Origin of the sequence: Rhodococcus sp. F64268, assembly GCF_023015605.1 — a bacterium.
Taxonomy (GTDB): Bacteria; Actinomycetota; Actinomycetes; order Mycobacteriales; family Mycobacteriaceae; genus Rhodococcus.
The window spans coordinates 21333-44487 of sequence record NZ_JALKAI010000003.1; the positions used below are offsets into that span (position 1 = coordinate 21333).

General features: G+C 65.6%; 23 protein-coding genes, 1 tRNA gene and 1 other RNA gene. 12 read left to right on the forward strand and 13 right to left on the reverse strand.

Going from position 1 to position 23155, the window contains the following annotated elements; genetic code table 11:
• Positions 1 to 2: 2 nt before the first annotated feature.
• The 3 genes from MWU77_RS08555 to rnpB form a co-directional block, all read right to left on the reverse strand.
• The gene (locus MWU77_RS08555) at positions 3 to 1421 is read right to left on the reverse strand and encodes an RNB domain-containing ribonuclease (protein ID WP_169686296.1); all 1419 of its coding nucleotides are present in this window, start codon (positions 1419 to 1421) and stop codon (positions 3 to 5) included.
• A 46-nt stretch (positions 1422 to 1467) separates the two neighbouring features.
• Positions 1468 to 1647 (reverse strand): hypothetical protein, encoded by a 180-nt coding sequence (locus tag MWU77_RS08560; protein ID WP_054807486.1) that lies wholly within the window; start codon positions 1645 to 1647, stop codon positions 1468 to 1470.
• Positions 1648 to 1878: 231 nt separating this feature from the next.
• Positions 1879 to 2299: RNase P RNA component class A (gene rnpB, locus MWU77_RS08565), an RNA gene on the reverse strand.
• 57 nt (positions 2300 to 2356) lie between these two features.
• Between rnpB and MWU77_RS08570 the strand changes: the two genes are divergently transcribed.
• Positions 2357 to 2878 (forward strand): DUF1697 domain-containing protein, encoded by a 522-nt coding sequence (locus MWU77_RS08570; RefSeq protein ID WP_247273467.1) that lies wholly within the window; start codon positions 2357 to 2359, stop codon positions 2876 to 2878.
• 7 nt (positions 2879 to 2885) lie between these two features.
• Here MWU77_RS08570 and MWU77_RS08575 read toward each other — a convergent pair whose 3' ends face one another.
• From MWU77_RS08575 to MWU77_RS08590, 4 genes are all read right to left on the reverse strand, one after another.
• Positions 2886 to 3401 (reverse strand): hypothetical protein, encoded by a 516-nt coding sequence (locus tag MWU77_RS08575; RefSeq protein WP_247273468.1) that lies wholly within the window; start codon positions 3399 to 3401, stop codon positions 2886 to 2888.
• A 257-nt stretch (positions 3402 to 3658) separates the two neighbouring features.
• Entirely contained in the window at positions 3659 to 4777 is a 1119-nt protein-coding gene (locus MWU77_RS08580; protein ID WP_206039494.1) for a bifunctional RNase H/acid phosphatase, read from the reverse strand.
• Entirely contained in the window at positions 4735 to 5472 is a 738-nt protein-coding gene (locus MWU77_RS08585; RefSeq protein ID WP_169686288.1) for a zinc ribbon domain-containing protein, read from the reverse strand. The genes MWU77_RS08580 and MWU77_RS08585 overlap by 43 nt, the downstream gene beginning before the upstream one ends.
• 93 nt (positions 5473 to 5565) lie before the next feature.
• The gene (locus MWU77_RS08590) at positions 5566 to 6705 is read right to left on the reverse strand and encodes a Nif3-like dinuclear metal center hexameric protein (RefSeq protein WP_169686286.1); all 1140 of its coding nucleotides are present in this window, start codon (positions 6703 to 6705) and stop codon (positions 5566 to 5568) included.
• A gap of 93 nt (positions 6706 to 6798) precedes the next feature.
• Between MWU77_RS08590 and MWU77_RS08595 the strand changes: the two genes are divergently transcribed.
• The 3 genes from MWU77_RS08595 to MWU77_RS08605 all read left to right on the forward strand — a co-directional run bounded on the left by MWU77_RS08595 (position 6799) and on the right by MWU77_RS08605 (position 8978).
• Positions 6799 to 7497, forward strand: a complete 699-nt coding sequence (locus MWU77_RS08595) for an HAD hydrolase-like protein (RefSeq protein ID WP_169686283.1) — start codon at positions 6799 to 6801, stop codon at positions 7495 to 7497.
• 168 nt (positions 7498 to 7665) lie between these two features.
• On the forward strand, positions 7666 to 8550 hold the full coding sequence (locus tag MWU77_RS08600; protein WP_247273469.1) for an SURF1 family protein: 885 nt from the start codon (positions 7666 to 7668) through the stop codon (positions 8548 to 8550).
• A gap of 53 nt (positions 8551 to 8603) precedes the next feature.
• A complete protein-coding gene (locus MWU77_RS08605; RefSeq protein WP_169686850.1) occupies positions 8604 to 8978 on the forward strand; it encodes a DUF5655 domain-containing protein in 375 nt (124 codons plus the stop codon).
• 36 nt (positions 8979 to 9014) lie between these two features.
• On the opposite strand, the gene MWU77_RS08610 is transcribed toward MWU77_RS08605, so the two are convergent.
• Positions 9015 to 9749, reverse strand: a complete 735-nt coding sequence (locus MWU77_RS08610) for a TetR/AcrR family transcriptional regulator (RefSeq protein WP_206039492.1) — start codon at positions 9747 to 9749, stop codon at positions 9015 to 9017.
• A 106-nt stretch (positions 9750 to 9855) separates the two neighbouring features.
• Between MWU77_RS08610 and MWU77_RS08615 the strand changes: the two genes are divergently transcribed.
• Positions 9856 to 10821, forward strand: a complete 966-nt coding sequence (locus MWU77_RS08615) for an ATP-binding cassette domain-containing protein (protein WP_169686277.1) — start codon at positions 9856 to 9858, stop codon at positions 10819 to 10821.
• On the forward strand, positions 10818 to 11678 hold the full coding sequence (locus MWU77_RS08620) for an ABC transporter permease (RefSeq protein WP_169686274.1): 861 nt from the start codon (positions 10818 to 10820) through the stop codon (positions 11676 to 11678). The genes MWU77_RS08615 and MWU77_RS08620 overlap by 4 nt, the downstream gene beginning before the upstream one ends.
• A 56-nt stretch (positions 11679 to 11734) precedes the next feature.
• Here MWU77_RS08620 and MWU77_RS08625 read toward each other — a convergent pair.
• The 3 genes from MWU77_RS08625 to MWU77_RS08635 all read right to left on the reverse strand — a co-directional run bounded on the left by MWU77_RS08625 (position 11735) and on the right by MWU77_RS08635 (position 12765).
• A tRNA-Val gene (locus tag MWU77_RS08625) sits at positions 11735 to 11809 on the reverse strand.
• A 33-nt stretch (positions 11810 to 11842) separates the two neighbouring features.
• Complete coding sequence (locus tag MWU77_RS08630; RefSeq protein ID WP_169686849.1) at positions 11843 to 12307, reverse strand: peroxiredoxin; 465 nt, start codon at positions 12305 to 12307, stop codon at positions 11843 to 11845.
• A 35-nt stretch (positions 12308 to 12342) separates the two neighbouring features.
• On the reverse strand, positions 12343 to 12765 hold the full coding sequence (locus tag MWU77_RS08635) for a DUF3052 domain-containing protein (protein WP_169686273.1): 423 nt from the start codon (positions 12763 to 12765) through the stop codon (positions 12343 to 12345).
• Positions 12766 to 13100: 335 nt separating this feature from the next.
• Here MWU77_RS08635 and aceE point away from each other — a divergent pair, with 335 nt between their 5' ends.
• The 6 genes from aceE to MWU77_RS08665 all read left to right on the forward strand — a co-directional run bounded on the left by aceE (position 13101) and on the right by MWU77_RS08665 (position 21607).
• Positions 13101 to 15968 carry a pyruvate dehydrogenase (acetyl-transferring), homodimeric type gene (gene aceE, locus MWU77_RS08640; protein ID WP_169686271.1) on the forward strand — a complete coding sequence of 956 codons (2868 nt, stop codon included), beginning with the start codon at positions 13101 to 13103 and terminating at the stop codon, positions 15966 to 15968.
• A 100-nt stretch (positions 15969 to 16068) separates the two neighbouring features.
• The gene (locus MWU77_RS08645; protein ID WP_374229852.1) at positions 16069 to 17352 is read left to right on the forward strand and encodes a PucR family transcriptional regulator; all 1284 of its coding nucleotides are present in this window, start codon (positions 16069 to 16071) and stop codon (positions 17350 to 17352) included.
• A gap of 128 nt (positions 17353 to 17480) precedes the next feature.
• Positions 17481 to 18398 carry an ACP S-malonyltransferase gene (locus MWU77_RS08650; protein WP_169686269.1) on the forward strand — a complete coding sequence of 306 codons (918 nt, stop codon included), beginning with the start codon at positions 17481 to 17483 and terminating at the stop codon, positions 18396 to 18398.
• A 152-nt stretch (positions 18399 to 18550) separates the two neighbouring features.
• A complete protein-coding gene (gene acpM, locus MWU77_RS08655) occupies positions 18551 to 18829 on the forward strand; it encodes a meromycolate extension acyl carrier protein AcpM (protein WP_169686267.1) in 279 nt (92 codons plus the stop codon).
• Positions 18826 to 20079, forward strand: a complete 1254-nt coding sequence (locus tag MWU77_RS08660) for a KasA/KasB family beta-ketoacyl-ACP synthase (protein ID WP_169686265.1) — start codon at positions 18826 to 18828, stop codon at positions 20077 to 20079. The genes acpM and MWU77_RS08660 overlap by 4 nt, the downstream gene beginning before the upstream one ends.
• 94 nt (positions 20080 to 20173) lie before the next feature.
• On the forward strand, positions 20174 to 21607 hold the full coding sequence (locus MWU77_RS08665; RefSeq protein WP_247273470.1) for an acyl-CoA carboxylase subunit beta: 1434 nt from the start codon (positions 20174 to 20176) through the stop codon (positions 21605 to 21607).
• A 76-nt stretch (positions 21608 to 21683) separates the two neighbouring features.
• On the opposite strand, the gene MWU77_RS08670 is transcribed toward MWU77_RS08665, so the two are convergent.
• Positions 21684 to 22190 (reverse strand): DUF3145 domain-containing protein, encoded by a 507-nt coding sequence (locus tag MWU77_RS08670; protein ID WP_169686261.1) that lies wholly within the window; start codon positions 22188 to 22190, stop codon positions 21684 to 21686.
• Between the two features lie 101 nt (positions 22191 to 22291).
• Entirely contained in the window at positions 22292 to 23122 is an 831-nt protein-coding gene (locus tag MWU77_RS08675; RefSeq protein ID WP_169686259.1) for a serine hydrolase domain-containing protein, read from the reverse strand.
• Positions 23123 to 23155: the final 33 nt, after the last annotated feature.

Genomic DNA, 23155 nt, shown 5'->3' on the forward strand with positions numbered 1-23155 from the left:
ACTCATGTTCGGCCGGAATCGTAGGCGAACTTCACTTCGCGAGCGGCAGTGTCTGCCCGGATGAGACGGACCGTGATGCGTTCCCCTTCGCGTGGCCGCCCTTCACACGGCGCAATGACGGTTTCGGAAGCCACGAATACCTCGGCGTCGCGCCGGTCGGTGGCGCCTTCGAGCACGGTCGCCTCGAACTGCTCGCCCACCCGGGGTGAGAGCACGACGGCCTCGGTCAGGTCGATGCAGGCGCGCCCGATCTTCCCCGACAGGGAGTCCGACGCCGACATGATCTTCGGCAGCGCAGGAAGGGTATCGCGGACGTGCGACGGCACCGGTGTGCCTGCCGACACCGCCAGACACACCTCGGTCGTGTACCTGTCGGAGAGACGACGCAGCGGAGCGGTCACATGCGCATACGGCGCACCGATCGCACCGTGCAGACTCGACTCCGGCAGCGCACCGTCGAACGCCGTATACGACGCACCGCGCAACAGGGTCGGAGCCTCGCTCATGAGTACGAGCGTCGAGGGTTCGTTCGCGTCGAGGCTTGCGAGGAATGCGCCGACCGGCACATCATCGGGCCACGGCACCCCCAACGCGGATGCTTTTCTCCGAAGCGCCTCGACAACCTCCGCGTCCGCAGGCGGCAGCGTACGGAGCAGGCCGACCTTCGCGTCGAGCATGAGTTCGGCCGCGCACATTCCGGTCAGCAGCGACACCTGAGAGTTCCAGTCGTCGGCCTCTGTCCGAGGCTGCACCGTCAGCGTCCACCCGTCGCCGTGGGGAGCCACGTCCTGTTCGGGCAGGCGCAGTTCGATAGCTCCCCTGTCGAGTGCCGCCGCCGCGCGCAAACGCCCGAACTCGGGCAGCGCTGCGATGGACGGATGCAGTGTCCCGGCATCGAAGTCGCGTTGCACGCCTGCGTAGTCGAGTCGCGCGACGGATCGGACCGATGCACGGCGCACCGTGACTGCCACGGGCTCAGCGCGTTCGTCCGTCTCGATCCGCCACAGCACGGCGGGACGAACGGTGTCGGGGAGGAGGCTGGCCGTGCCCTCCGATAGTTCCCGCGGATGCAGCGGAACGGACCTGTCCGGTAGGTAGAACGTCTGGCCTCGGCGATGGGTTTCCGCTTCGAGCGCACCGCCGAGTTCGACGACGGCGTACACGTCGGCGATCGCATAGTGCAGGACGAAGCCCTCGGTCGTGCGTTCCAGGTGGAGCGCTTGATCCAAGTCCATCGACCCCGGTGGGTCGATGGTCACCAGAGGCAGATCGGTGCGGTCCTCACGATCGCCCCCGTACCGGTCCGTGCCGGCGCGGGCCTCCGCGAGCGCATCCACCGGATATCCGTCGTCGAGTCCGAATTCGGAACGTACTGAAGCGAAGTCGATCGCGGGTGCAACGACGAAGGGTGCTCTCACCACTGTTGTACTTCTCCTGCGCGCCGTAGCAGTCGTGCGTGCCGCTGAATCAGTTGTTCCATTCGTCGTCGGCCTTGTCGGCCGCTTTGGTTCGCTCGGCGGCAATCTGCAGAGCGCGCTCGGCGGTGTCCTTGTCCGGGTACGGACCCATGCGGTTGAGGGCACCCGGATCCTTGCCCTGGCTGACCTTGCCTGTGCTCACGTCGTAGTACCAGCCCTCATCGCTCATGGTTCAAGTGTGCCCGAACAGGGTCGACTTTTTGCCGCTACACGCGGTCCGGCGTGGCTGGTACGGTCGGCCCGACATCACAGACCGTCATCCATGAGGAGCCGCAGCACATGTCGTACATTCTCTTCGACACCCTTCTTCCGTACATCGGGCCGGAAGCTGCCTCGTACTGGGCACATCTGCTGGTCGTCGGCCCCTTGTGAGCGACAGATCACCATACGTGGGGCTGTGCGGACGAGTCGGCCTGTAAGCCGGATCCTGTCCCCCGTCGAAACAGGGTGACGACCATCCATCTGGACACACCGTTGCCGGGTGCCTCGAGCGGTCCACCCGCAGGCTCGGGCGAGCAGCCCTCGAACACCTGCGCAGCCGCACCGGTTCCCCGAGGGGTTCGGTGCGGCCTTCGACCTTGCTCCGGGCGGGGTTTACCTAGCCACCCCGGTCGCCCGGGGTGCTGGTGCGCTCTTACCGCACCGTTTCACCCTCACCTACCCCGGAGGGCAGGCAGTCTGTTCTCTGTGGCACTGTCCCGCGAGTCACCTCGGGTTGCCGTTAGCAACCGCCCTGCTCTGTGGAGTCCGGACTTTCCTCGATTCAGGGCCTGGCACCGTTCGGTGCCGGTTCCCTGCTCCGCGGTCGCCCGGCCGACTCATCCGCGCGAACAGAATAGCCCGCCGAACACCGCCGACGCGAACTACGGTCGGAAAGCATGACTCGATTTGTGGCGCTGCTGCGCGGGATCAATGTCGGTGGGGTCAGGATCAAGATGGCCGACCTGGGCGCGTTGTTCACCGACCTCGGTTTCGACAATGTCCGGACAGTCCTCGCTTCGGGAAATGTCCTGTTCGACGCGGACGGCACCGCTCCCGACCTGAAAGCGCGGATCGAACGTGCGCTCTCCGACACCTTCGCGTACGACGCGTACGTGTTCGTCCATCCTCAGTCGTACCTGGCCGCTGTTGTCGATGCGTACCCGTTCGACGAGAACGTCGATGGCCGGCACGCGTATGCCGTGTTCGTAGCCGACGATTCGGTGCTCGACGAACTGGCGGGGATCGGCGCCACCTTGGATCCTGCGGTCGAACAGATCGCTGTCGGTGACGGCGTCGTCTATTGGGAAGTCGTGAAGGGTGAGACGATCGGTAGCGCCTTCGGAAAGAAGGTCGGCGCGTCACGATTCAAGACGGTGACCACCAACCGCAACCTTCGGACCGTGCGCAAACTGTTGTGACGTCGAGTCAGCGTGAGTTGTTGCTCCAGTGGTGGTATCGACGGTACTGCCCGTGATGGGCATGAGCGGACCACGGTTGCATACGCGGCGCGTACGGCTGCTGCTGAGGGTAGGGCGCAACCCAGGGCTGTTGGGCAGCGGGACGATAATACGGAATCGGCTCCGGCACGGGCGCAGGTTCGGCGGGGAATCCGTAGATGCCCCGAGGATCACCGCTGAGGTACGCCTGATGCTGCGCATCAGCGCGAGCGACAATGGCCGCTTCCTCCCTGCGACGCTCATCTCGGGAACGACGACGGACTCCCGCGCCGATCACGGCCAGTACGAGAACGAGCAGCACCGTAGCCACCGCGGGTTCCTCCTGCGCGAACCCGACGAGCCACAGCACCCCCAAGGTGGTGAGAATCGGGTGGCGCCTCCACCAGGGCCGCCGATCTACGAAGAATTCCGGGGCAGGCGCGGCAGCGAACGGCACCGCAGCAGCAGGATGCGGCCCATATGCGTCGATCCGGTATCCGCTCATCGCTGTTCCTCCCGGGGCTCGCGTGATGAACACATTTTTGCAGAATTCGTCCGCTTCCTGCCACAACGACGTCGTCACACCCCGGCCCGAGGACCGACGACAAAGATTCTCGGAAAAGTGTGTAACAAGTCGAGCGGGTTCCCGATAGACCTCATGAGTGGCCGCGCAGGCACACCCCCGACATGCCTGCGCGGCCACTTTTCGGCTCTCGGGTGGGCCGGCCCTGGAGAACCCCGGCTTTCAGGCCCGGCGCGACGTCACAGGTACGACGTGTCGTTGACCAAGCGCACCGACGATCCACCGTCCGGATAGAACTCCGCGATGCTCAACGACGCCAGATCCAGATGTAGGCGGTACAACAGCGACGGACCGGAATCCAGTGCGAACTGCAGCAGCGTCTTGATCGGTGTCACGTGCGAGACCACGAGCACGGTCGAGCCCGGATGCTCTGCCGTCAGGTCTGCCCGGACGCCCGCGATGCGTATGCGCACGTCATCGAAGCTCTCACCCCCCGGCGGCCGTACCGAGGTGTCGGAGAGCCACTTCTCATGCACATCGACGTCGCGCTCGGCTGCTTCCGCGAAGGTGAGCCCCTCCCACTCGCCGAAGTCCGTCTCGATCAGGCCGTCGTGCACGGTCACCGGGAGATTCAACGCGGCGGCGGCAGCAGCAGCTGTCTCGCGTGCCCGTCCGAGCGGCGACGACACCACTGCGGAGATGTCACCACGGCCCGCGAGCATGCGCGCGGCCGCCGACGCCTGGCCGCGACCCAGTTCAGTGAGCTCAGGATTCCCGCGCCCCGAGTAGCGGCGTTCCACCGACAGCGGGGTCTGGCCGTGGCGTAGAAGCAGCATCCGGGTCGGAGCGCCGGTCGCACCGGTCCATCCGGGCGCCTTCGGCACCTCGACCTTGTCCGTACCCGTGTCCGGGATCGCGGCGGCGTCCATGGCTTCGTTCGCGAGCCGGTCGGCGTAACCGTTCTCCGCGCGGGGTATCCAGGTGTAGTTCACATGCGAGAACTTCGACGCCAAGGCCTGCACCTGCGCCGCAAGCGGGATCATGTCGGGATGCTTGACCTTCCAGCGACCCGACATCTGTTCGACGACCAGCTTCGAATCCATCCGCACATCGACTTCGTCGGCACCGAGCTCGGCCGCTGCGGTCAGCCCCGCGATCAATCCTCGGTACTCCGCGACGTTGTTGGTGGCGCGTCCGATGCTCGCCTTGCGTTCGGCCAGCACGGTCCGGTGCTCGGAGTCGAAGACGACGGCACCGTAGCCTGCCGGTCCAGGATTTCCGCGCGAACCGCCGTCGGCCTCGACAACGACCCGACTCACAGACCCGATTCCTTGGTACGCACCATGATCGCGTTGCATTCCGGGCAGTGGACGACCGCGTCGGCCGGTGCGGCAGTGATGCGGGCGATCTCGCCGCGGTCCAGTTCGATTCGGCACGCGCCGCACCGGCGGGCCTGCAGCAGTGCCGCGCCGATTCCCGACCGCTCACGCTGCTTCTCGTAGACGGCAACCAACTCCGCGGGCAACGAGCCGACCAGCGTGTCGCGATCATTTCGGCACCGGTCTTCGGCAACCTCGATGTCGGCGAGAGCCTCGTCCCGAGCGCGCGTCGCGTCGCCGAGCTGCTCGTCGATCTGCGACACCTGCGCGCCGGCGTGATCATGATCGGCCTTCGACGCCTCGCGCCGTTCCATGATCTCGAGCTGGTCGTCCTCGAGTGCGGCCTGGCGGCGTTCGAGGCTACCGAGCTCGTGCTGCAGCTCGGTCAGCTGCTTCGAGCCGATGGTGCCGCCTTCGAGCAGGTTGCGGTCGCGCTGCGCGCGCTGGCGTACGGCCTCGATCTCGCCTTCGACCTTGCGGATGTCGCGGTCGAGGTCGTCGATCACGATCTCGACGGCAACGGCCGCGTCCTTCCGGGACGCCCGCTCGGCCTGGAGCCGATCCACTTCCTGCTGTTCCGGCAGGGTGCGGCGACGGTGCGCGAGACGGTTGAGCTCGTTGTCCACTGAGGCGATGGAAAGGAGCCTTGCCTGCACTGCGGGTTCGACGTTCACTCGGGTGGTTCCTGCTTTCGGGTTCTCGACTCGGGAGTTGGCCGTACGACGGCACTGGTCGCGGCCGGACCGCGACGACGGTCTCGTAGCTGATTACCGTACCGCGCGGGCTGCTGTCGTCCAGGGGTCGGTGCGCAGGTCGGTGACTCGGGAGTGCCACCCGTCGCGATCACCGAATGCTTCGTCGAGGATCGCGCTCGCTTGCGCACACCACGGCTGTTCGCTGGCCCAGTGCGCGACGTCGACGAGAGCGGGACCACCGGTTCGCAAGTGCTCGTCCGCGGGGTGATGTCTCAGGTCGGCCGTCACATATGCATCGACGCCGAGTGCAGAAACCCGACCGAGGAACGAGTCGCCGGACCCGCCGCACACTGCCACCGTCCGGATCGGACGCTCGGGATCGCCCGCGCCGCGTACACCCCACTCGGTGGGTGGGAGCGCCGCGGCGACCGTCTCGGTGAACTCGCGCAGTGTCTGAGTCCGAGGCAACTCCCCCACCCGGCCAAGACCACGGTTGCTCGGCAGTTCGGCGAGCTCGAACACGTCGAACGCGGGCTCCTCATAGGGGTGGGCGCTGCGAAGCGCCGCCAGCACCGCGGTGCGGGCTCGACGAGGGGCGATCACCTCGATGCGGTCCTCGGTGACCTGCTCGAGTTCACCGACCGCTCCGATCGCCGGATCGGCACCGTCGACAGGACGGAATTGGCCGGTCCCCGACGTCGTCCAGCAGCATTGCCGGTAGTTGCCCAGGGCGCCGGCACCGGCCTCGAACAACGCGTCACGCACGGTGGCGGATGCCTCGGCGGGCACCATCACCACCCACTTGTCGCTGGCCGGTTCCGGCTTGGGCTCGATCGGCCTCAAATCGGTCAGTCCGAGCGCGTTCGCCAACGCGTCGGATACGCCCGGGTCTGCGCGGTCAGCGTTGGTGTGCGCGGTGAACAGTGCGCAGCCGCCCCGTATCAACCGGTGGATGAGCGCTCCCTTGGATGTGTGCACCCCGACGGTGTCGACACCGCGGAGCAACAGCGGATGGTGCACAAGCAGCAGGTCGGCACCCCATTCGAGAGCTTGGTCGACGACGGCGGCGGTAGCGTCGACGGCGAGTAACACCTTGCTGACCGGGTCGTCGGGATCACCCGCGACCAGACCCACGGAGTCCCACGACTCCGCCAACGACGGCGGATACGCCGTGTCGAGCACCTTGATCACCTCACGAAGCGTGGCCGTCACGAATCCTCCTGCACTCGGTCGCGCTACTCACAGTTCCGATCTCCGCCGACGACCCTACGCTGAGGTTCTCCGGCGACCGGGGACAATGTCGGGGTGACTCTTCTCGTCGATCCGCACCCGCTGACGCTGCCTGCCCCGGTCGTCCTGTTCGATCTCGACGGCACCCTGACCGATTCCGCGACGGGCGTGATCAACGGCTTCCTCCATGCAGCCGCGGTCGTCGGTTTCGGGGTGCCCGACGGCAACCTCGAGTGGCTCCTCGGCCCTCCGATGCGCGACACGTTGCGCTCCTTCGGCCTCGGCGACGACGAGGTCGAGCGTGGGTTGACGGCATACCGCGAGTACTACACGGACACAGGTTGGTCCGAAAACGCCCTGTTCGACGGCGTCGGCACGATGCTCGCCGCCGTCCGCGATACCGGAACTCGCCTCGCCGTGGCGACATCGAAGAACGAGTCCGCCGCTGTGCGGATTCTCGAGCATTTCGGGATCGCGGATCATTTCGAGTTCATCGGAGGAGCGAGCGAAGACGGTGTCCGGCGCGCGAAGGCCGACGTTGTCGCGCACAGCCTCGCCGCGCTCGGCATCGAAGCCGTCGACGCCGCGCACGGCGGTACGTCCGATGTCGTGATGGTCGGCGACCGCGAACACGACATCCACGGAGCCGGCCGGTTCGGTATTCCCACCCTCTTCGTCGAGTGGGGCTACGGCACCGGGTCCGAAGGTGCCGTAGCAGCGAAGACCGTCGCCACCGTGGACGAACTCCAGCGCCTCCTGACCGGCGGGCGATGATCCAGCGGAAGCGAGCGTCGGCTCCGACGGCACTCGGCTGCCCGACCCGTAGTACGGACGGATCGGACGCATTCGAGCAGGTACGGGATGAGATCGAAGTGTGTGTACCGGGCCTGCTCGAACGGGTGCGACAGCAGTGAGATACGCATCACGGTCTACCGTGGACGTGTGCGCCGACTGTCGTTTCTCCTCCGCCCGAGCTGGCTGGTCCTCGCTCTGGTAGTGGTTGGTTTCGCCTATGCATGCTTCACTGTGCTGGCGCCGTGGCAGCTCGGCAAGAACACGAGCACCGAGGCGCGCAACGACCGCATCGCGGAGTCGGTGTCGCAGGACCCGCTCCCCGTGGACGACCTGTTCGGCAACGGCGGAGCAACGACCGACACCGAATGGCGACGAGTGATCGCCGACGGCAGCTATCTTCCGGATTCGGATGTCCTGGTGCGGCTGCGGAGCACCGAGTCGAAGCCCGCCTACGAGGTGCTCACCCCGTTCGTACTCGACGACGGGAACACCATCCTCGTCGACCGGGGCTATGTGCGTCCGGTCGAGGGCACTGCAGTGCCCGAGATTCTCGCTGCTCCGACCGGGCCGGTCACTCTCGAAGCCAGAATCCGCATGTCGGAGGGCACGGTCGAAGGTAAGGACCCGTTCACCGACGCCGGTTACTTGCAGGTCTACTTCATCGACTCCGGCCAGATCGCCGAGGCTTCCGGACTCGATCTCGCGGACGGCTACCTTCAGCTCGATCCGGAGCAGCCCGGTGTCCTCGAGGCGAAGGCACTGCCTCAGCTCGATGCCGGCCCATACCTGTCCTACGGATTGCAGTGGCTCGCATTCGGCATCATGGCGCCCCTCGGGCTCGCATACTTCGTCTGGGCAGAGATTCGGGAACGCCGCAAGGCCAAGGCGCGCAACTCCGATGAGGTCATCTCGTCGGAGCCGAAGCCCACCTCGAACAAGGCCACGATCGTGCGTTCCGGTTCGGTACGTTCCACCTCGACAGCTCGTACCACCAGCGACAGGCTGGCCGACCGCTATGGCGGACGCAGGTGACCACGCACTACGACATGTCTCTGCCCGGTGTTTCACCGAACGAGGAGTTCCCGATGTACTCGACCGTCGACGACTACCTGGCCGACAAGGACCCTGTGGCCGTCGATGCGTTCCGCAAGTTCCGCGCCCTCGTCCTCGCACTCGGCGACGACGTCGAGGAGACGGTGCACACCTCTGAGATCTCGTGGGCTCGGGCGTCCTCGTCGAAGCCGAGGGGGTTCGCTGCCGCATTCCTGTACGCAACCCGTCTCGAGGTGGCCCTGGATCTCTCCCGGCGCGTCCACCACCCGACGTTGCGTGAGGCGTACCCCACGACGGGCAGGGTCACCACTCATCGCTTGAGTCTCGCGTCGGCGGACGACCTGGACGACGCATTCTGCGCCCTGCTGGCCGAGGCATACAACGCCGCCACGACGACCGCCGGCTAGTTTCGGACGGTCCGGTGCGCCGGGCATCCTCCGCTGTTACGGTCGCCTCAGCCGCGTCTCGAGTCCGTTCAGGATCAACTCGAGCCCGAATTCGAAGTTCTCCTCCCAGGTGGAATCGAACGTGTCGTCGGACAGGTCTGCCATTTCGGGGAATCGCCCAGAACTCATCACTCGATTCAAAGTGGGCAGCTGGTAGGTCCAGAACTCGTCGTCCGACATTCCCGACTCCGACGAGGCGTTGAGCCACAGGAGTTCCTGCCGCACGGCGCCGGTGACGTAGGAGTCGATCGCTGTCGCAAGGTTCATCCTCTCCTGGTCACTCAAGGACAAGTTCTTCACTCCGGCGAAGAAGAGATTCAGGTCCGCGACACTGTTGGGTCCCAATACCGGCCGGCTCCAGTTCGCTTGCAGCGCCCACGGGTGAGTGAGGTAGAGCTTCCGTGCCTCGCGGGCGGTTGTGACCAAGAACTCCCGCCACCCCCGCTCAGCGGCAGCCCTCCTGGCTTGCGAAGGACCGACCACTGCATCGAGCATCAGGTCCAGCAGTTCCGCCTTCGCGGGCACGTAGCGGTACAGCGACATGGTGCCCACGCCGAGCTTCTGCGCCAGGTTCCGCATCGACAACGCGTCGATCCCGTCGGCGTCCGCGAGTTCGATACCTGCGGTGACGATCTGCCCCAGCGTGAGCCTGGACTTCGGACCCTTCGCCCGCTCAGGAAGGCCTTGCCACAGCAGTTGAAGGCTCCTGGCCAGCGGATTCCGATCGGTCACGAACACTCCTCGCGTTGAACCCTTGCTTACTGCGCACACCGTACGCTACCGTGCTGCGTGCATCGTATGGCGTACTCCGTACGCAACAACGAGGGGAGATGCAGAGATGAGTTCAGGACCGGCCGTCGAGGCCACCGGCCTGATCAAGCGGTACAAAGACAAGGTCGCGCTCGACGGAGTCGACCTCCTCGTACCCCGCGGAACCGTCCACGGTCTACTCGGACCCAATGGCGCGGGAAAGACCACAGCGGTGCGAATCCTGGCCACGTTGACCGACCCCGACGGCGGTACCGCCAGCGTGGCGGGATTCGACGTCGCGAACCAGCCCCGTGAAGTCCGCCGCAGAATCGGGTTGACAGGCCAGCAGACCGCCGTGGACGACCTGATGACGGCGCGCCAGAACCTCACCATGTTCGGCAGACTCTTCCGGCTCGGAAAGACGGACGCTCAGCGCCGCGCCGACGAACTGCTGGAGGTCTTCGGCCTCAGCGACGCCGCCGGCCGATCCCCCAAGAAGTTCTCCGGTGGCATGCGCCGCCGACTCGACCTCGCAGCCTCGATGATCCTGGCCCCCCAGGTCCTGTTCCTCGACGAACCGACCACCGGCCTCGACCCCGCGGGACGCCGGGAGGTGTGGGAGGCAGTGCGGAACCTGGCGGACGCGGGCACGACCGTGCTGCTGACCACCCACTATCTGGATGAGGCCGACAAGCTGTGCGACCGGATCAGTGTGATCGACCGGGGTCGAAACTTCATCGAGGACACCCCCGCCGGGCTGAAACGGCAGATCGGGGACGAAAGGCTGGAACTGGTCGCCCACGACCCCATCGAACTGGCCAGAGCCGCCACGGTCGTCGTCCGCGTCCTCGACGCCGAGCCGGACGTGGAAGAGGCCGAGGCGCGCCTGAGCATCCCCGTGCCGGACGGCGTGGCAGCGCTGACATCAGTGGCTGCCGCCATCCGAGCCGAAGACATCGACATCGCCGACATCGGACTGCGCCGCCCGACTCTCGACGAGGCATTCCTGTACCTGACCTCCGCCGCGAAGAACACTCTCGAGGAGACGCGATGACCACAACGACACACTCGCTCGCCGAAACCTCAGCTGCGGAGACCATCGGTTCACGGCTGATCTGGGCCGCACGCGACTGCTGGACCATTGTGCTCCAAGAATTCACGCACCTGATCCGTCAGCCCAGCACGTTTGCCTGGCAAATCGGCTTCCCGGTGGTGATGGTGCTGATGTTCGTCTACGTTTTCGGGTCGGCGATGGACGTCACCGGCGAGGGCGCCGGTGAAGGCTATGTGGATTTCGCCATGCCCGGAATGTTTGCCATGACGATGGCTCTGGGGTTCATGGACACCGCGTATGCGGTGACCCACAACAAGGAGAAGGGCTTCATGGATCGATTCCGGTCGATGCCGATGTCCCCTTCCGCGCCGGTGACCGGGCGTGCAGTGTCCGATGTCATCCGAGCGGCCCTGGACCTGGTGATCATCGCCGGGGTGGCTTTGCTGATCGGCTGGCGATCGGGCGGCAGTCTCGGGGCAACGCTGCTGGCCTTCGTGCTGCTGCTCTGGTTGAGACTGGCATTGATACTCGTGGGCATCTACCTGGGGCTATGCATCACCAATACCGAAACCGCTGGAATGCTCTTCGCAGTGGCGTTTCCCTTGGGATTCATCTCGTCGGTCTTCACGCCTCCGGAAATGATGCCCGGCTGGCTGGGCGCGATCGCGGCGTGGAATCCCGTGTCGTCGACGGCGACGGCAATCCGTGAACTGTTCCAGACCCCGGGGATCGACTACCTGGACCCGGCTTACTGGATCGACGGCCACGCTCTGCCTGCGGCCTTCATCTGGCCTGTGGTGATCATGTTGATCTTCGGGCCGTTGGCGGTCCGCCAGTTCAAGGCACTGAGCAGGTAGATCACCGAAAAAGGGCGCCTCACGGTTTCCCGGAAGCGCCCCTCCCCCGCACTGACTGGTGGGCGCGGAGGGTTTCGAACCCCCGACCGCTGGTGTGTAAAACCAGAGCTCTACCACTGAGCTACACGCCCGAAAATCGGCAACCGGAGGCTGCCGATTTCACATCAGGACTTTAGCGCGGCGAGCGCCCGGACCCAAGCCTGCTGGTCACGGGGCTCTCCGGGGCCGTTCTCCTCCGCGAATTGCACGATTCCGGCCTTGTCGATCACGAACGTTCCACGGTTCGCGAAGCCGAGCTTGTCGTTGAACACGCCGTACGCCTGGGCCACCTCACCGTGCGGCCAGAAATCCGACAGCAGCGGGAAGGTGTAACCCTGCTCCGCCGACCAGATCTTGTGGGTCGGAGACGCACCCACCGACACAGCGAGGATCGCGGTGTCGTCGTTCTCGAACGTCGGCAGGTCGTCGCGCACCGCGCACAGTTCGCCCTGGCACACGCCGGTGAACGCGAGCGGGTAGAACACCAGCAGTACGTTCTTGACGCCCCGGAAGCTCGACAGCGTCACTTCCTGGTTGTTCTGGTCCTTGAGTGTGAAATCGGGCGCCTCGGCGCCCACGGCGATCGCCATGGGGATGGTGTCCTTCATTCGGAGGTAGTGGCGGCTCAGCGGCGCGGACGGCCGGTCTTCGGCTGCACCAGCCGACTACCGATCCAATCGCCGAGATTGGTCGCCGAGGTCTGAGTCAGGCCTGCGGTAGTCGCCGACTCGGCGATCTCACTGGGCTCGACATGATCGGGACGACCCGTCTTCGGGGTCAGAACCCACACGACACCGTCCTCGGCGAGAGGGCTCACGACGTCCATGAGAGCGTCCACGAGATCACCGTCGCTTTCCCGCCACCACAACAGCACGGTGTCGACGACCTCGTCGGAGTCCTCGTCGAGCAGCTCCGTGCCGGTGACCTCTTCGATCGCTGCACGCAACTCGTCGTCGGTATCCTCGTCCCAGCCAAGTTCTTGCACCACGTGGTCGTGCTTGATACCGAGCTTCGAAACGTAGTTCTTGGCATCCGCCGCGGCGACCACGGTGGTTCCTCCTCAAGGTTGTGGTCGCGGAGGTTTCCGCAGACCGATGTGACGTGCGATTGATCAAAGCGAACATGGTCGGGCGCCTGAACGCAACCCGAAACGCTGCGATTTTCGAGAGAATCTTCGAGAACGACGCTACGCGCACTCTTCCGAATGCATACATCCAGCCGCAATCCTGGCCCGATCTGCCGGGCCGCATCGTGCCCGACCCGGCACGATGGGGGAAGATGAGGGGTGCATCATGTTCAGATGTCGATGAGTCGGCCCCCACAAGGGCCGGCCTACGGAGTGGGCGCTACACCTGCGCGCCCCACCACGATGAGGAGCTGACGTTGACAGACCTGATCCACGGACCCGATTCCCGTGCGAACGCCACACCAGACGTTTCGGGTACGGGCCCCTCGACCGACACCCCAGCCCCCACCACGGGCAACCGGGTTCGGGTCATCCGCGAGGGCGTGGCTTCCTACCTGCCGGATATCGATCCGGCGGAAACCGCCGAGTGGCTCGAGTCGTTCGACGGCATGCTCGAAGCGGCCGGGCCCTCCCGAGCCCGCTACCTGATGTTGCGCATGCTCGAGCGCGCCGGTGAGCGCCACGTGTCGATTCCGGCGTTGACCTCGACCGACTATGTCAACACCATTCCCACCGAGAGCGAACCGTGGTTCCCCGGTGACGAAGAGGTCGAGCGCCGATTCCGCGCCTACATCCGCTGGAACGCCGCGATCATGGTGACCCGCGCGCAGCGGCCCGGGATCGGGGTCGGTGGCCATATCTCCACCTACGCCTCGTCCGCTGCCCTGTACGAGGTCGGGTTCAACCACTTCTTCCGCGGTAAGGATCACCCCGGTGGTGGCGACCAGATCTTCATCCAGGGCCACGCCTCACCCGGCATCTACGCTCGCGCCTTCCTCGAGGGTCGCATACCCGCGGAGCAGATGGACGGATTCCGTCAGGAACACAGCCACCTGGCCAAGGGCGGCGCACTGCCGTCGTATCCGCACCCGCGACTTCTCCCCGACTTCTGGGAGTTCCCGACGGTGTCGATGGGCCTCGGCCCGATGAACGCCATCTACCAGGCACGTTTCAACCATTACCTGGAAGATCGCGGCATCAAGGACACCTCGCAGCAACACGTGTGGGCGTTCCTCGGCGACGGCGAGATGGACGAACCCGAATCGCGCGGCCTCGCACATGTCGCCGCCACCGAGGGCCTCGACAACCTGACCTTCGTCATCAACTGCAACCTGCAGCGTCTCGACGGTCCGGTCCGCGGCAACGGCAAGATCATCCAGGAACTGGAATCGTTCTTCCGCGGCGCCGGCTGGAATGTCATCAAGGTGGTGTGGGGTCGCGAGTGGGACGCGTTGCTGCACGCCGACAAGGACGGCGCGCTCGTCAATCTGATGAACGTCACCCCGGACGGCGACTACCAGACCTACAAGGCCAACGACGGCGCGTTCGTCCGCGAGCACTTCTTCGGACGCGACCCTCGCACCAAGGAACTGGTCAAGCATCTCACCGACCAGCAGATCTGGAACCTCAAGCGCGGCGGGCACGATTACCGCAAGATCCACGCTGCGTACAAGGCCGCGATGGAGCACAAGGGCCAGCCGACGGTCATCCTTGCCCACACGATCAAGGGGTACACGCTCGGTAAGCACTTCGAGGGTCGTAATGCGACCCACCAGATGAAGAAGCTCACTCTCGAAGACCTCAAGTACTTCCGCGACGTCCAGCGGATTCCGATCTCCGACGCGGAGCTCGAGAAGGATCCGAAGGCGCCGCCGTACTACCACCCCGGTTTCGACGCACCCGAGATCCAGTACATGCTCGAGCGTCGCCGGAATCTCGGCGGCTTCCTTCCCGAGCGCCGCACGAAGGCAGCGCCGCTGAAGCTGCCCGAGGAGAAGACGTACGACGTGGTCCGGAAGGGCTCGGGCAAGCAAGAGGTCGCCACCACCATGGCGGTCGTGCGCGTGCTCAAGGAGCTGCTCCGCGACAAGGAGATCGGCAAGCGCATCGTGCCGATCATCCCGGACGAGGCCCGCACGTTCGGCATGGACTCGTGGTTCCCCTCGCTGAAGATCTACAACCGCAACGGCCAGCTGTACACCTCGGTCGACGCGGAACTGATGCTCGCCTACAAGGAGAGCGAGGTCGGTCAGATCCTTCATGAGGGCATCAACGAGGCCGGTTCGACGGCGTCGTTCACCGCGGTCGGTACTTCGTACGCAACGCACGGCGAGCCGATGATCCCCGTGTACATCTTCTATTCGATGTTCGGCTTCCAGCGCACCGGCGACGGCCTGTGGGCAGCAGCCGACCAGATGGCACGCGGTTTCGTGCTCGGTGCCACCGCAGGACGCACCACCTTGACCGGTGAAGGCCTCCAGCACGCAGACGGGCACTCTCTGCTGCTCGCCTCCACCAATCCGGCGGCTGTCACGTACGACCCGGCGTTCTCCTACGAGATCGCCCACATCGTGCGCGATGGTCTGCGTCGCATGTACGGCGGCACGAAGGCCGCGGATGGAACGCTCGAGCCGGGCTTCGGCGGCGAGAACATCTTCTACTACATCACCATCTACAACGAGCCGTACACACAGCCGGCAGAGCCCGAGAACCTCGACGTCGAGGGCCTGCTCAAAGGCATCTACCTGTACCAGCGTGGTGCAGCGTCGGGTCCGAAGGCGCAGATCCTGACCTCCGGCGTGATCATGCCCGAGGCGCTGCGCGCCCAGCAGATGCTCGCCGAGGAGTGGGGCGTCTCGGCCGACGTGTGGTCGGTGACGTCGTGGGGTGAGCTTCGCCGCGAAGGTATCGAGTGCGACCGTCAGGCCCTGCTCGAACCCGGTAAGGATCCTGCCGTCCCGTACGTGCAGCGGGTCCTCAACGACGCGGCAGGCCCGTTCGTGGCGGTGTCCGACTGGATGCGTGCAGTCCCGGACCAGATCCGTCAGTGGGTACCGGGCGACTACACCGTGCTCGGGGCCGACGGGTTCGGCTTCTCCGATACCCGCCCGGCAGCGCGCCGAGTGTTCAACATCGACGCGGAGTCGACGGTCGTCGCGGTACTCGCAGCGCTCGGCCGCGAGGGTGCAATCGATCCGGCTCGGGCGGTCGAGGCAGCGGCAAAGTACGGGATCGACGATGTCGCAGCCGCTCCCACCCCGACGTCGGATCCGGGCGTCGCCTGACGCTCACGCGGTTGCGCTAGTCTCGCGCATCGGTGAACCTGCCCGGGCCCCGTCCGGGTAGGTTCTTCGCATGGTCGACGAGCCGGAACCGCGCCGAACGATGCGCGCATCGGGTGTCCCCGCGGGACGCCCGATGCCGCCGGAGCGCCCCGAGCGCGCTCCGCTGCCCGATGCTCTGTTGCGGCGCGTCAAGCAGTTTTCGGGGCGGATGTCCACCGAGGCCGTGCACGTCATGCAGGAACAGTTGCCGTTCTTCGCGGACCTCGATGCTTCGCAACGTTCGAACGTTCAGCTGATCATCCAGACATCGGTCGTGGATTTCCTCGAATGGGTGCGCGACCCCGAGAGCGACATCTCGTTCAGTCTCGACGCATTCCAGGCAATTCCGCAGGATCTGGCGCGCAGGCTCACCTTCCGTCAGACCGTCGACATGGTTCGCGCGGCGATGGAGTTCTTCGAGCAGTGGCTGCCCGCCTTGGCCCGGAACGAAGAACAGCTGATCGCGTTGACCGAGGCGATCCTCCGATACGGCCGTGAACTCGGATTCGCGGCCGCGTCGGTGTACGCGAGCGCTGCCGAGTCGCGGGGAGCCTGGGACACCCGCCTCGAGGCGCTCGTGGTGGACGCAGTCGTTCGTGGCGACACGGGATCCGACATGCAGTCCCGTGCCGCCACGCTCAACTGGGACGCAACCGCGCCCGCGACCGTGCTCATCGGTTCACCCCCGCCCGAAGAGGGGGTGTCCGCTGTAACCACGGTGCACACGATCGCGCGCGCACACGGCCGCGCGGCATTGGCAGTAGTCCAGGGCGAACATCTGGTGATGGTGGTCAGCGGGGAGCTACACGGCAGCCCCGAGGCCGTCGCATTCCGGGACGAGCTCATGTACAGCTTCTCCGGCGATCCCGTCGTCATCGGCCCGACAACACCGTCGCTCGCGTCGGCGCACGCGTCGGCGGTCGAGGCGATGGCGGGGATGGAGGCGGTCGTCGGCTGGCCTGGTGCTCCGCGTCCGGTGCACGCAACCGAGTTGCTACCCGAACGCGCGCTCCTGGGCGACCCGGGAGCAATCACGGCGCTCGAAGACGAAGTCGTCGCACCGCTCGCGGCCGCCGGTTCGGCCCTCTCCGACACCTTGGACGCATACCTCGACAGCGGCGGTGCTGTCGAGTCCTGCTCCCGAAAGCTGTTTGTTCATCCAAATACCGTCCGGTACAGGTTGAGGCGAATCACCGAAGTAACGGGTCGGGACCCGACAAATCCGCGTGATGCATACGTGCTCCGAATCGCGGCAACCGTTGGTCGTCTGGCACAAAGCCATAACGAACTCCGATCCCCCACACCACCAGTCACTCGATTCACAATTCGCGAACAGGACACGTAACGGTTACGGGCAAGCTACCGATGGAGAACGCCGACGTGGGAATTTGTAGGAACCCTACAAATCCTGCTTCCACCTTTCATTCCCACCGACATCTCGGAAGAGCGCCTTCAGGGTGTTCTCTGATCATCGTGATTTCGCTGCTTTCCCCCGGTCAGGGGTCTCAGACACCAGGAATGCTTGCTCCGTGGTTGGAGCAGGCCGGTGCTCGCGATCGAATCGAGCTCTGGTCGAAGGCATCGGGGCTCGACCTCGAGCGTCTCGGCACCACCGCTACCGCCGAGGAGATCACAGACACCGCCGTCACCCAGCCACTGGTCGTCGCGACAGCACTGCTCGCGTTCGAGGCCTTGGAGGCACGCGGCGCGATCGCCGCAGACACCATCTCTGCCGGCCACTCGGTCGGTGAGCTCGCAGCAGCTGCCGTCGCAGGCGTCATCACGGCCGACGAAGCCGTCTCCCTCGCCGCGATCCGCGGCGCGGAAATGGCCAAGGCATGCGCGCTCGAGCCGACGGGGATGTCTGCAGTCCTCGGCGGCGCCGAGGACGAAGTGCTCGCCCGACTCGAAGAACTCGACCTGACACCCGCCAACATGAATGCGGCAGGACAGATCGTCGCTGCAGGACGCCTCGACGCGCTCGAGGAACTCGCAGCGAACCCGCCCGCGAAGGCGCGTATTCGGTCACTCCCCGTGGCCGGTGCCTTCCACACCCGTTTCATGGCTCCCGCGCAGGATGCAGTCACCGCGGCAGCAGCGAAGATCACACCGAGCGATCCGGTACGTCCGCTGTTGTCGAACTTCGACGGAGCTCTCGCCACCTCGGGATCCGATGCCCTCGAGCGAATTGCCGCGCAGGTCACCCGCCCGGTCCGCTGGGATCTGTGCACCGCGTACTTGAAGTCCGCTCAGGTCTCCGCGGTGGTGGAATTGCCGCCGGCCGGGACGTTGGTGGGCATCGCCAAACGCGAGATGCGTGGCACTCCCAACACCGCACTGAAGACCCCCGCCGACATCGACACGTTGGCCGAAACGCTGGTTCTCGGTTAGGTTGCTGCGCGCGCTGTGCACGCAACAAGGCAGCGCGCGCAACACCGCAGTACCAGCACTCGAAGACTCCCGGTACAACCCGGGCACCGGGCGGACGCCGTCCCCCCGGTTTCACACGACACAGTCGACAAACCCAAGAAGGGAGCCACGAAGTGGCCGCCACCCAGGAAGAAATCATCACCGGTCTCGCGGAGATCATCGAAGAGGTCACCGGTATTGAGCCCTCCGAGGTGACCATCGAGAAGTCCTTCGTCGACGATCTCGACATCGATTCGCTCTCCATGGTCGAGATCGCCGTCCAGACCGAGGACAAGTACGGCGTGAAGATCCCCGACGAGGACCTCGCAAGCCTGCGCACCGTCGGTGACGCTGTCTCGTACATCCAGAAGCTCGAGGCCGAGGGCGTTCAGGCCACCAACGACGGCGAATGAGCACAGCCGTGACCTCCCCTTCTCCTCGGACGCTACGAAACGTCGTCGTCACGGCTCTCGCGACCACGACGTCGATCGCAGGTGATGTGGATGCCACATGGAAGGGCCTCCTCGCCGGCGAGAGCGGGATCGGCACGCTCAGCGGGTTCGTCGACGACTTCGACCTTCCCGTCCGCATCGGCGGCACGCTGAAGGTCGACCCCGACGATTCACTGTCGCGGGTCGAGATCCGGCGGATGAGTTTCGTCGAACGGCTCGCGCTGACTCTGTCCCGCACGGTCTGGTCGAACGCCGGTAGCCCGGAGGTCGACCAGGACCGTCTCGGTGTCGTCATCGGCACCGGCCTCGGTGGCGGCGACGCACTCATCGACGCCGTCGACAAGCTCCGCGACGGCGGATACCGCAAGGTGTCCCCGTTCGTGGTGCAGATGGTCATGCCCAATGGCCCGTCGGCCACCGTGGGCCTCGAGCTCGGTGCGCGTGCGGGAGTCCTGACCCCCGTCTCGGCATGCTCCTCGGGATCCGAGGCCATCGCGAACGCCCACCGGATGATCGCCATGGGCGACGCCGATATCGTCGTCACCGGCGGTGTCGAGGGACGACTCGATGCGGTAGCCACCGCCAGCTTCGCCATGATGCGCGCGCTGAGCACCCGCAACGACGACCCCCAGGGCGCCTCGCGGCCCTTCGACAAGGACCGCGACGGATTCGTCTTCGGCGAAGCCGGCGCACTGATGGTCCTCGAGTCGGAGGAGCACGCCAAGGCACGTGGCGCGACCATTCACGCTCGCGTCCTCGGCTCCGGAATCACGTCGGACGGGTTCCACATCGTGGCACCCGATCCGGAAGGTACGGGCGCAGCCCGTGCGATGACCCGTGCAATCGAGACCGCCGGGTTGTCCAAGTCCGACATCGGGCACGTCAACGCTCATGCGACGTCCACCCCGATCGGAGACATCGCCGAGGCCAAGGCCATCGGCGCTGCGGTGGGAAATCAAGCCGCAATCTACGCACCGAAGTCCGCACTCGGTCACTCGATCGGCGCTGTCGGTGCACTCGAGGCAGTACTCACGGTCCTGGCTCTGCGTGACGGAGTCATTCCTCCCACGCTGAATCTCGAAAACCAGGATCCAGATATCGACCTGGACGTAGTGCACGGTGAACCGCGCTACGGACAGATCGATTTCGCGCTGAACAACTCGTTCGGTTTCGGTGGGCACAACGTCGCTATCGCGTTCGGTCGGGCCTGACCCGACCGGCACAACGCCGCACATGCGGTGGAGGTTCCGTTTCGGAGCCTCCACCGCACCCACCCCTCACCGCGTTTCGCCCGAGGAGCACCCGATGACAATTCTGGATCCAGTCAACCAGCGCGACAGCGCAGTGGACCCCCGCGATCCGCTGGCCCGCCTCGAGAAGCTGTTCGATCCGGGATCGGTGGAACTGCTCCACCCGCGCGACAACTCCGGCGTCCTCGCTGCGATCGGTCGCATCGACGGTGTGCGCACCGTCGCCTACTGTTCGGACGCGACCGTGATGGGCGGTGCGATGGGCGTCGAAGGATGCCGGCACATCGTCCACGCGATCGACACTGCGATCGACAACGAACATCCCGTCGTCGGACTGTTCCATTCCGGCGGTGCCCGTCTCGCCGAGGGCGTCGAGGCCCTCCACGCGGTCGGCCTCGTCTTCGAAGCAATGGTCCGCGCCTCGGGCCACATCCCCCAGATCTCTGTCGTTCTCGGCTTCGCCGCGGGCGGCGCTGCCTACGGTCCGGCCCTCACCGACATCGTCATCATGGCGCCCGAGGGCCGTGTCTTCGTCACCGGCCCCGACGTCGTGAAGAGCGTCACCGGGGAGCAGGTCGACATGGAGGCCCTCGGCGGCCCCGACACCCACACCAAGAAATCCGGCGTGGCCCACATCGCGGCCCACGACCAGGAGGACGCGCTTCATCGCGCCCGCCGCCTCGTGTCGATGCTCGCAGAGCAAGGTCGATTCGATGTTGCAGCCGCCGAACGCGGCGACACCGATCTCCGTGCCTTGATGCCCGAGTCCGCGCGTCGCGCATACGACGTGCGGCCGATCGTCCACGAACTGCTCGACAACGTCGATGGAGAATCGAGCTTCGAAGAGCTTCAGGGCAATTGGGCACGCAGCATCGTCACAGGGTTCGGGCGTCTCGGCGGTCGTACCGTCGGAGTCATCGCGAACAACCCCTTGCGTCTCGGTGGCTGCCTCAATTCCGAGAGTGCCGAGAAATCTGCCCGATTCGTCCGTATGTGCAATGCCTTCGGCGTGCCCCTCGTCGTCGTGGTCGATGTTCCCGGCTACCTGCCCGGCGTGAGCCAGGAATGGGAGGGCGTCGTGCGGCGCGGAGCCAAGCTTCTACATGCCTTCGCTGAAGCCACCGTGCCGCGCGTGACGCTCGTGACCCGCAAGATCTACGGCGGTGCCTACATCGCCATGAACTCGCGTGCGCTCGGCGCAACTGCAGTGTTCGCATGGCCGGAGTCGGAGGTCGCCGTCATGGGAGCGAAGGCTGCGGTAGGAATTCTGCACAAGAAGGCGCTCGCCGCAGCACCCGACGACGAGCGCGAGGCATTGCACGACCGTCTCGCAGCCGAGCACGAGGCGCTGGCAGGTGGGGTCGGCCGGGCGATGTCGATCGGGGTGGTCGACGAGATGATCGAGCCGTCGAAGACCCGCAGCACACTTGCGGCAGCGCTCGCCGCAGCACCGGCACGCCGCGGCAGGCACAAGAACATTCCGCTGTAGCTCCGCGTATGAGTCGGGGCCTGTCATCTGTGGATGACAGGCCCCGACTCATACGCGTGTCGCTGGTGGATCTCGATCAGCCGACGTCGCGGCGAAGCCACGTGACTTCGGCGCCGTCGTCGCCGCTTCGGAAGGGTTCGAGTTCATCGTCCCATGCGGTGCCCAGGCAACGGTGGATCTCGCCCTCGACGTCCGAGGAGGCCAGGATCGCCCGCAGGCGCATCTCGCCGATCACGACATCGCCGTTCGCACTGGTATTGCCGCGCCACAGTCCCAGATGCGGTACGTGGCTGTACCGCTCACCGTCGACTCCCTCGCTCGGGTTCTCGGTGATCTCGAACCTGAGCATGGGCCATACCCTCAACGCTTCGACCAACCTGGCTGCAGTGCCGACCGGCCCGGTCCAATCCACTGAAGTGCGCAGCAGCCCCTCCCCCGCGGGCTGGCCTGTCCACGTCAAATCGGGGCGGCTGTCCAACGTGGACGCCAATGCCCATTCGATGTGTGGACACACCGCAGCAGGCGACGAATGGACATAGACCACCCCGGTCGTCGCATCCGCGAACTGGTTCGATGCGCGCATACATTCACCTCCGATCAGACGAGGACGTCTTCCCCAACGACCTCTTCCTGAAGGCGATGCAATGCAGCTATCGACAGTGTGCCGGTGTTGCGCCTGTTTCGCTAGCGAACGGCAGAGGTTTTTGTGATCTCGCCCAGTACGGCGTCGTTGAACTCGGCCCACAGCGGCTTCGCCCACTCACCGAACGCCCGGTTTGTGAGTATTACGCACGCTGTGTCGATTTCGGGGTCAACCCAGAGAAACGTTCCCGACTGACCGAAATGACCGAAAGTGCGCGGCGAATGCGCAGTGCCGGTCCAATGCGGAGTCTTCTCCCCTCGCAGTTCGAACCCGAGACCCCAGTCGTTCGGCTTGAACATCCCGTATCCCGGCACGATTCCGTTCAGTCCGGGAAACTGCACCCGAGTCGCCTCGCCGAGGGTCCGGGGGGACACGAGAACAGGATTCAACAGCTCCGCGGCGAATCGAACCAGGTCATCCACCGACGAACTGGCACCATGCCCCGCCGACCCCGACAACGTCGACGACCGCATGCCGAGTGGCTCGAACACGGCCTGGTGAAGATAGTCGGCGAACCCGATCTCGGTCTCACTCTCGACGAGATCCGCGAGGACCTCGAATCCGGCACTCGAGTAGATGCGTTTACGTTCCGGCTCGGCCTGGACGGTCCGGTCACCGAAGGCGAGCCCCGAGGCATGCGAGAGCAGGTGCCGCACCGTGGACCCCGGCGGGCCTGCGGGCTGATCAAGCTCGATCGCGCCCTCTTCGACGGCCACGAGAAGCGCGTACGCGACCAGCGGCTTGGTCACCGACGCGAGGGCGTACACCTCGGCCGGATCACCCACGGACCCGACAACGCCGCCGTCGCGAGTGAGAACCGCGCCGGCGGCGTGATCGACGGGCCAGTCGGGGATCAGAGAGAGGCTGCGCACCAGAACAGACTACGGGGGCACCCGATCAACCTG

Excerpts from the sequence above, each read along its gene's own strand:
- MWU77_RS08560 (WP_054807486.1), bottom strand. The coding sequence starts at position 1,647 with ATGAGCGATGAGGGCTGGTACTACGACGTGAGCACAGGCAAGGTCAGC.
- MWU77_RS08570 (WP_247273467.1), top strand. The coding sequence starts at position 2,357 with ATGACTCGATTTGTGGCGCTGCTGCGCGGGATCAATGTCGGTGGGGTC.
- MWU77_RS08575 (WP_247273468.1), bottom strand. The coding sequence starts at position 3,401 with ATGAGCGGATACCGGATCGACGCATATGGGCCGCATCCTGCTGCTGCG.
- MWU77_RS08580 (WP_206039494.1), bottom strand. The coding sequence starts at position 4,777 with ATGCAACGCGATCATGGTGCGTACCAAGGAATCGGGTCTGTGAGTCGG.
- MWU77_RS08605 (WP_169686850.1), top strand. The coding sequence starts at position 8,604 with ATGTACTCGACCGTCGACGACTACCTGGCCGACAAGGACCCTGTGGCC.
- MWU77_RS08615 (WP_169686277.1), top strand. The coding sequence starts at position 9,856 with ATGAGTTCAGGACCGGCCGTCGAGGCCACCGGCCTGATCAAGCGGTAC.
- MWU77_RS08620 (WP_169686274.1), top strand. The coding sequence starts at position 10,818 with ATGACCACAACGACACACTCGCTCGCCGAAACCTCAGCTGCGGAGACC.
- MWU77_RS08630 (WP_169686849.1), bottom strand. The coding sequence starts at position 12,307 with ATGGCGATCGCCGTGGGCGCCGAGGCGCCCGATTTCACACTCAAGGAC.
- MWU77_RS08645 (WP_374229852.1), top strand. The coding sequence starts at position 16,069 with ATGCGCGCATCGGGTGTCCCCGCGGGACGCCCGATGCCGCCGGAGCGC.
- MWU77_RS08660 (WP_169686265.1), top strand. The coding sequence starts at position 18,826 with ATGAGCACAGCCGTGACCTCCCCTTCTCCTCGGACGCTACGAAACGTC.
- MWU77_RS08665 (WP_247273470.1), top strand. The coding sequence starts at position 20,174 with ATGACAATTCTGGATCCAGTCAACCAGCGCGACAGCGCAGTGGACCCC.
- MWU77_RS08670 (WP_169686261.1), bottom strand. The coding sequence starts at position 22,190 with ATGCGCGCATCGAACCAGTTCGCGGATGCGACGACCGGGGTGGTCTAT.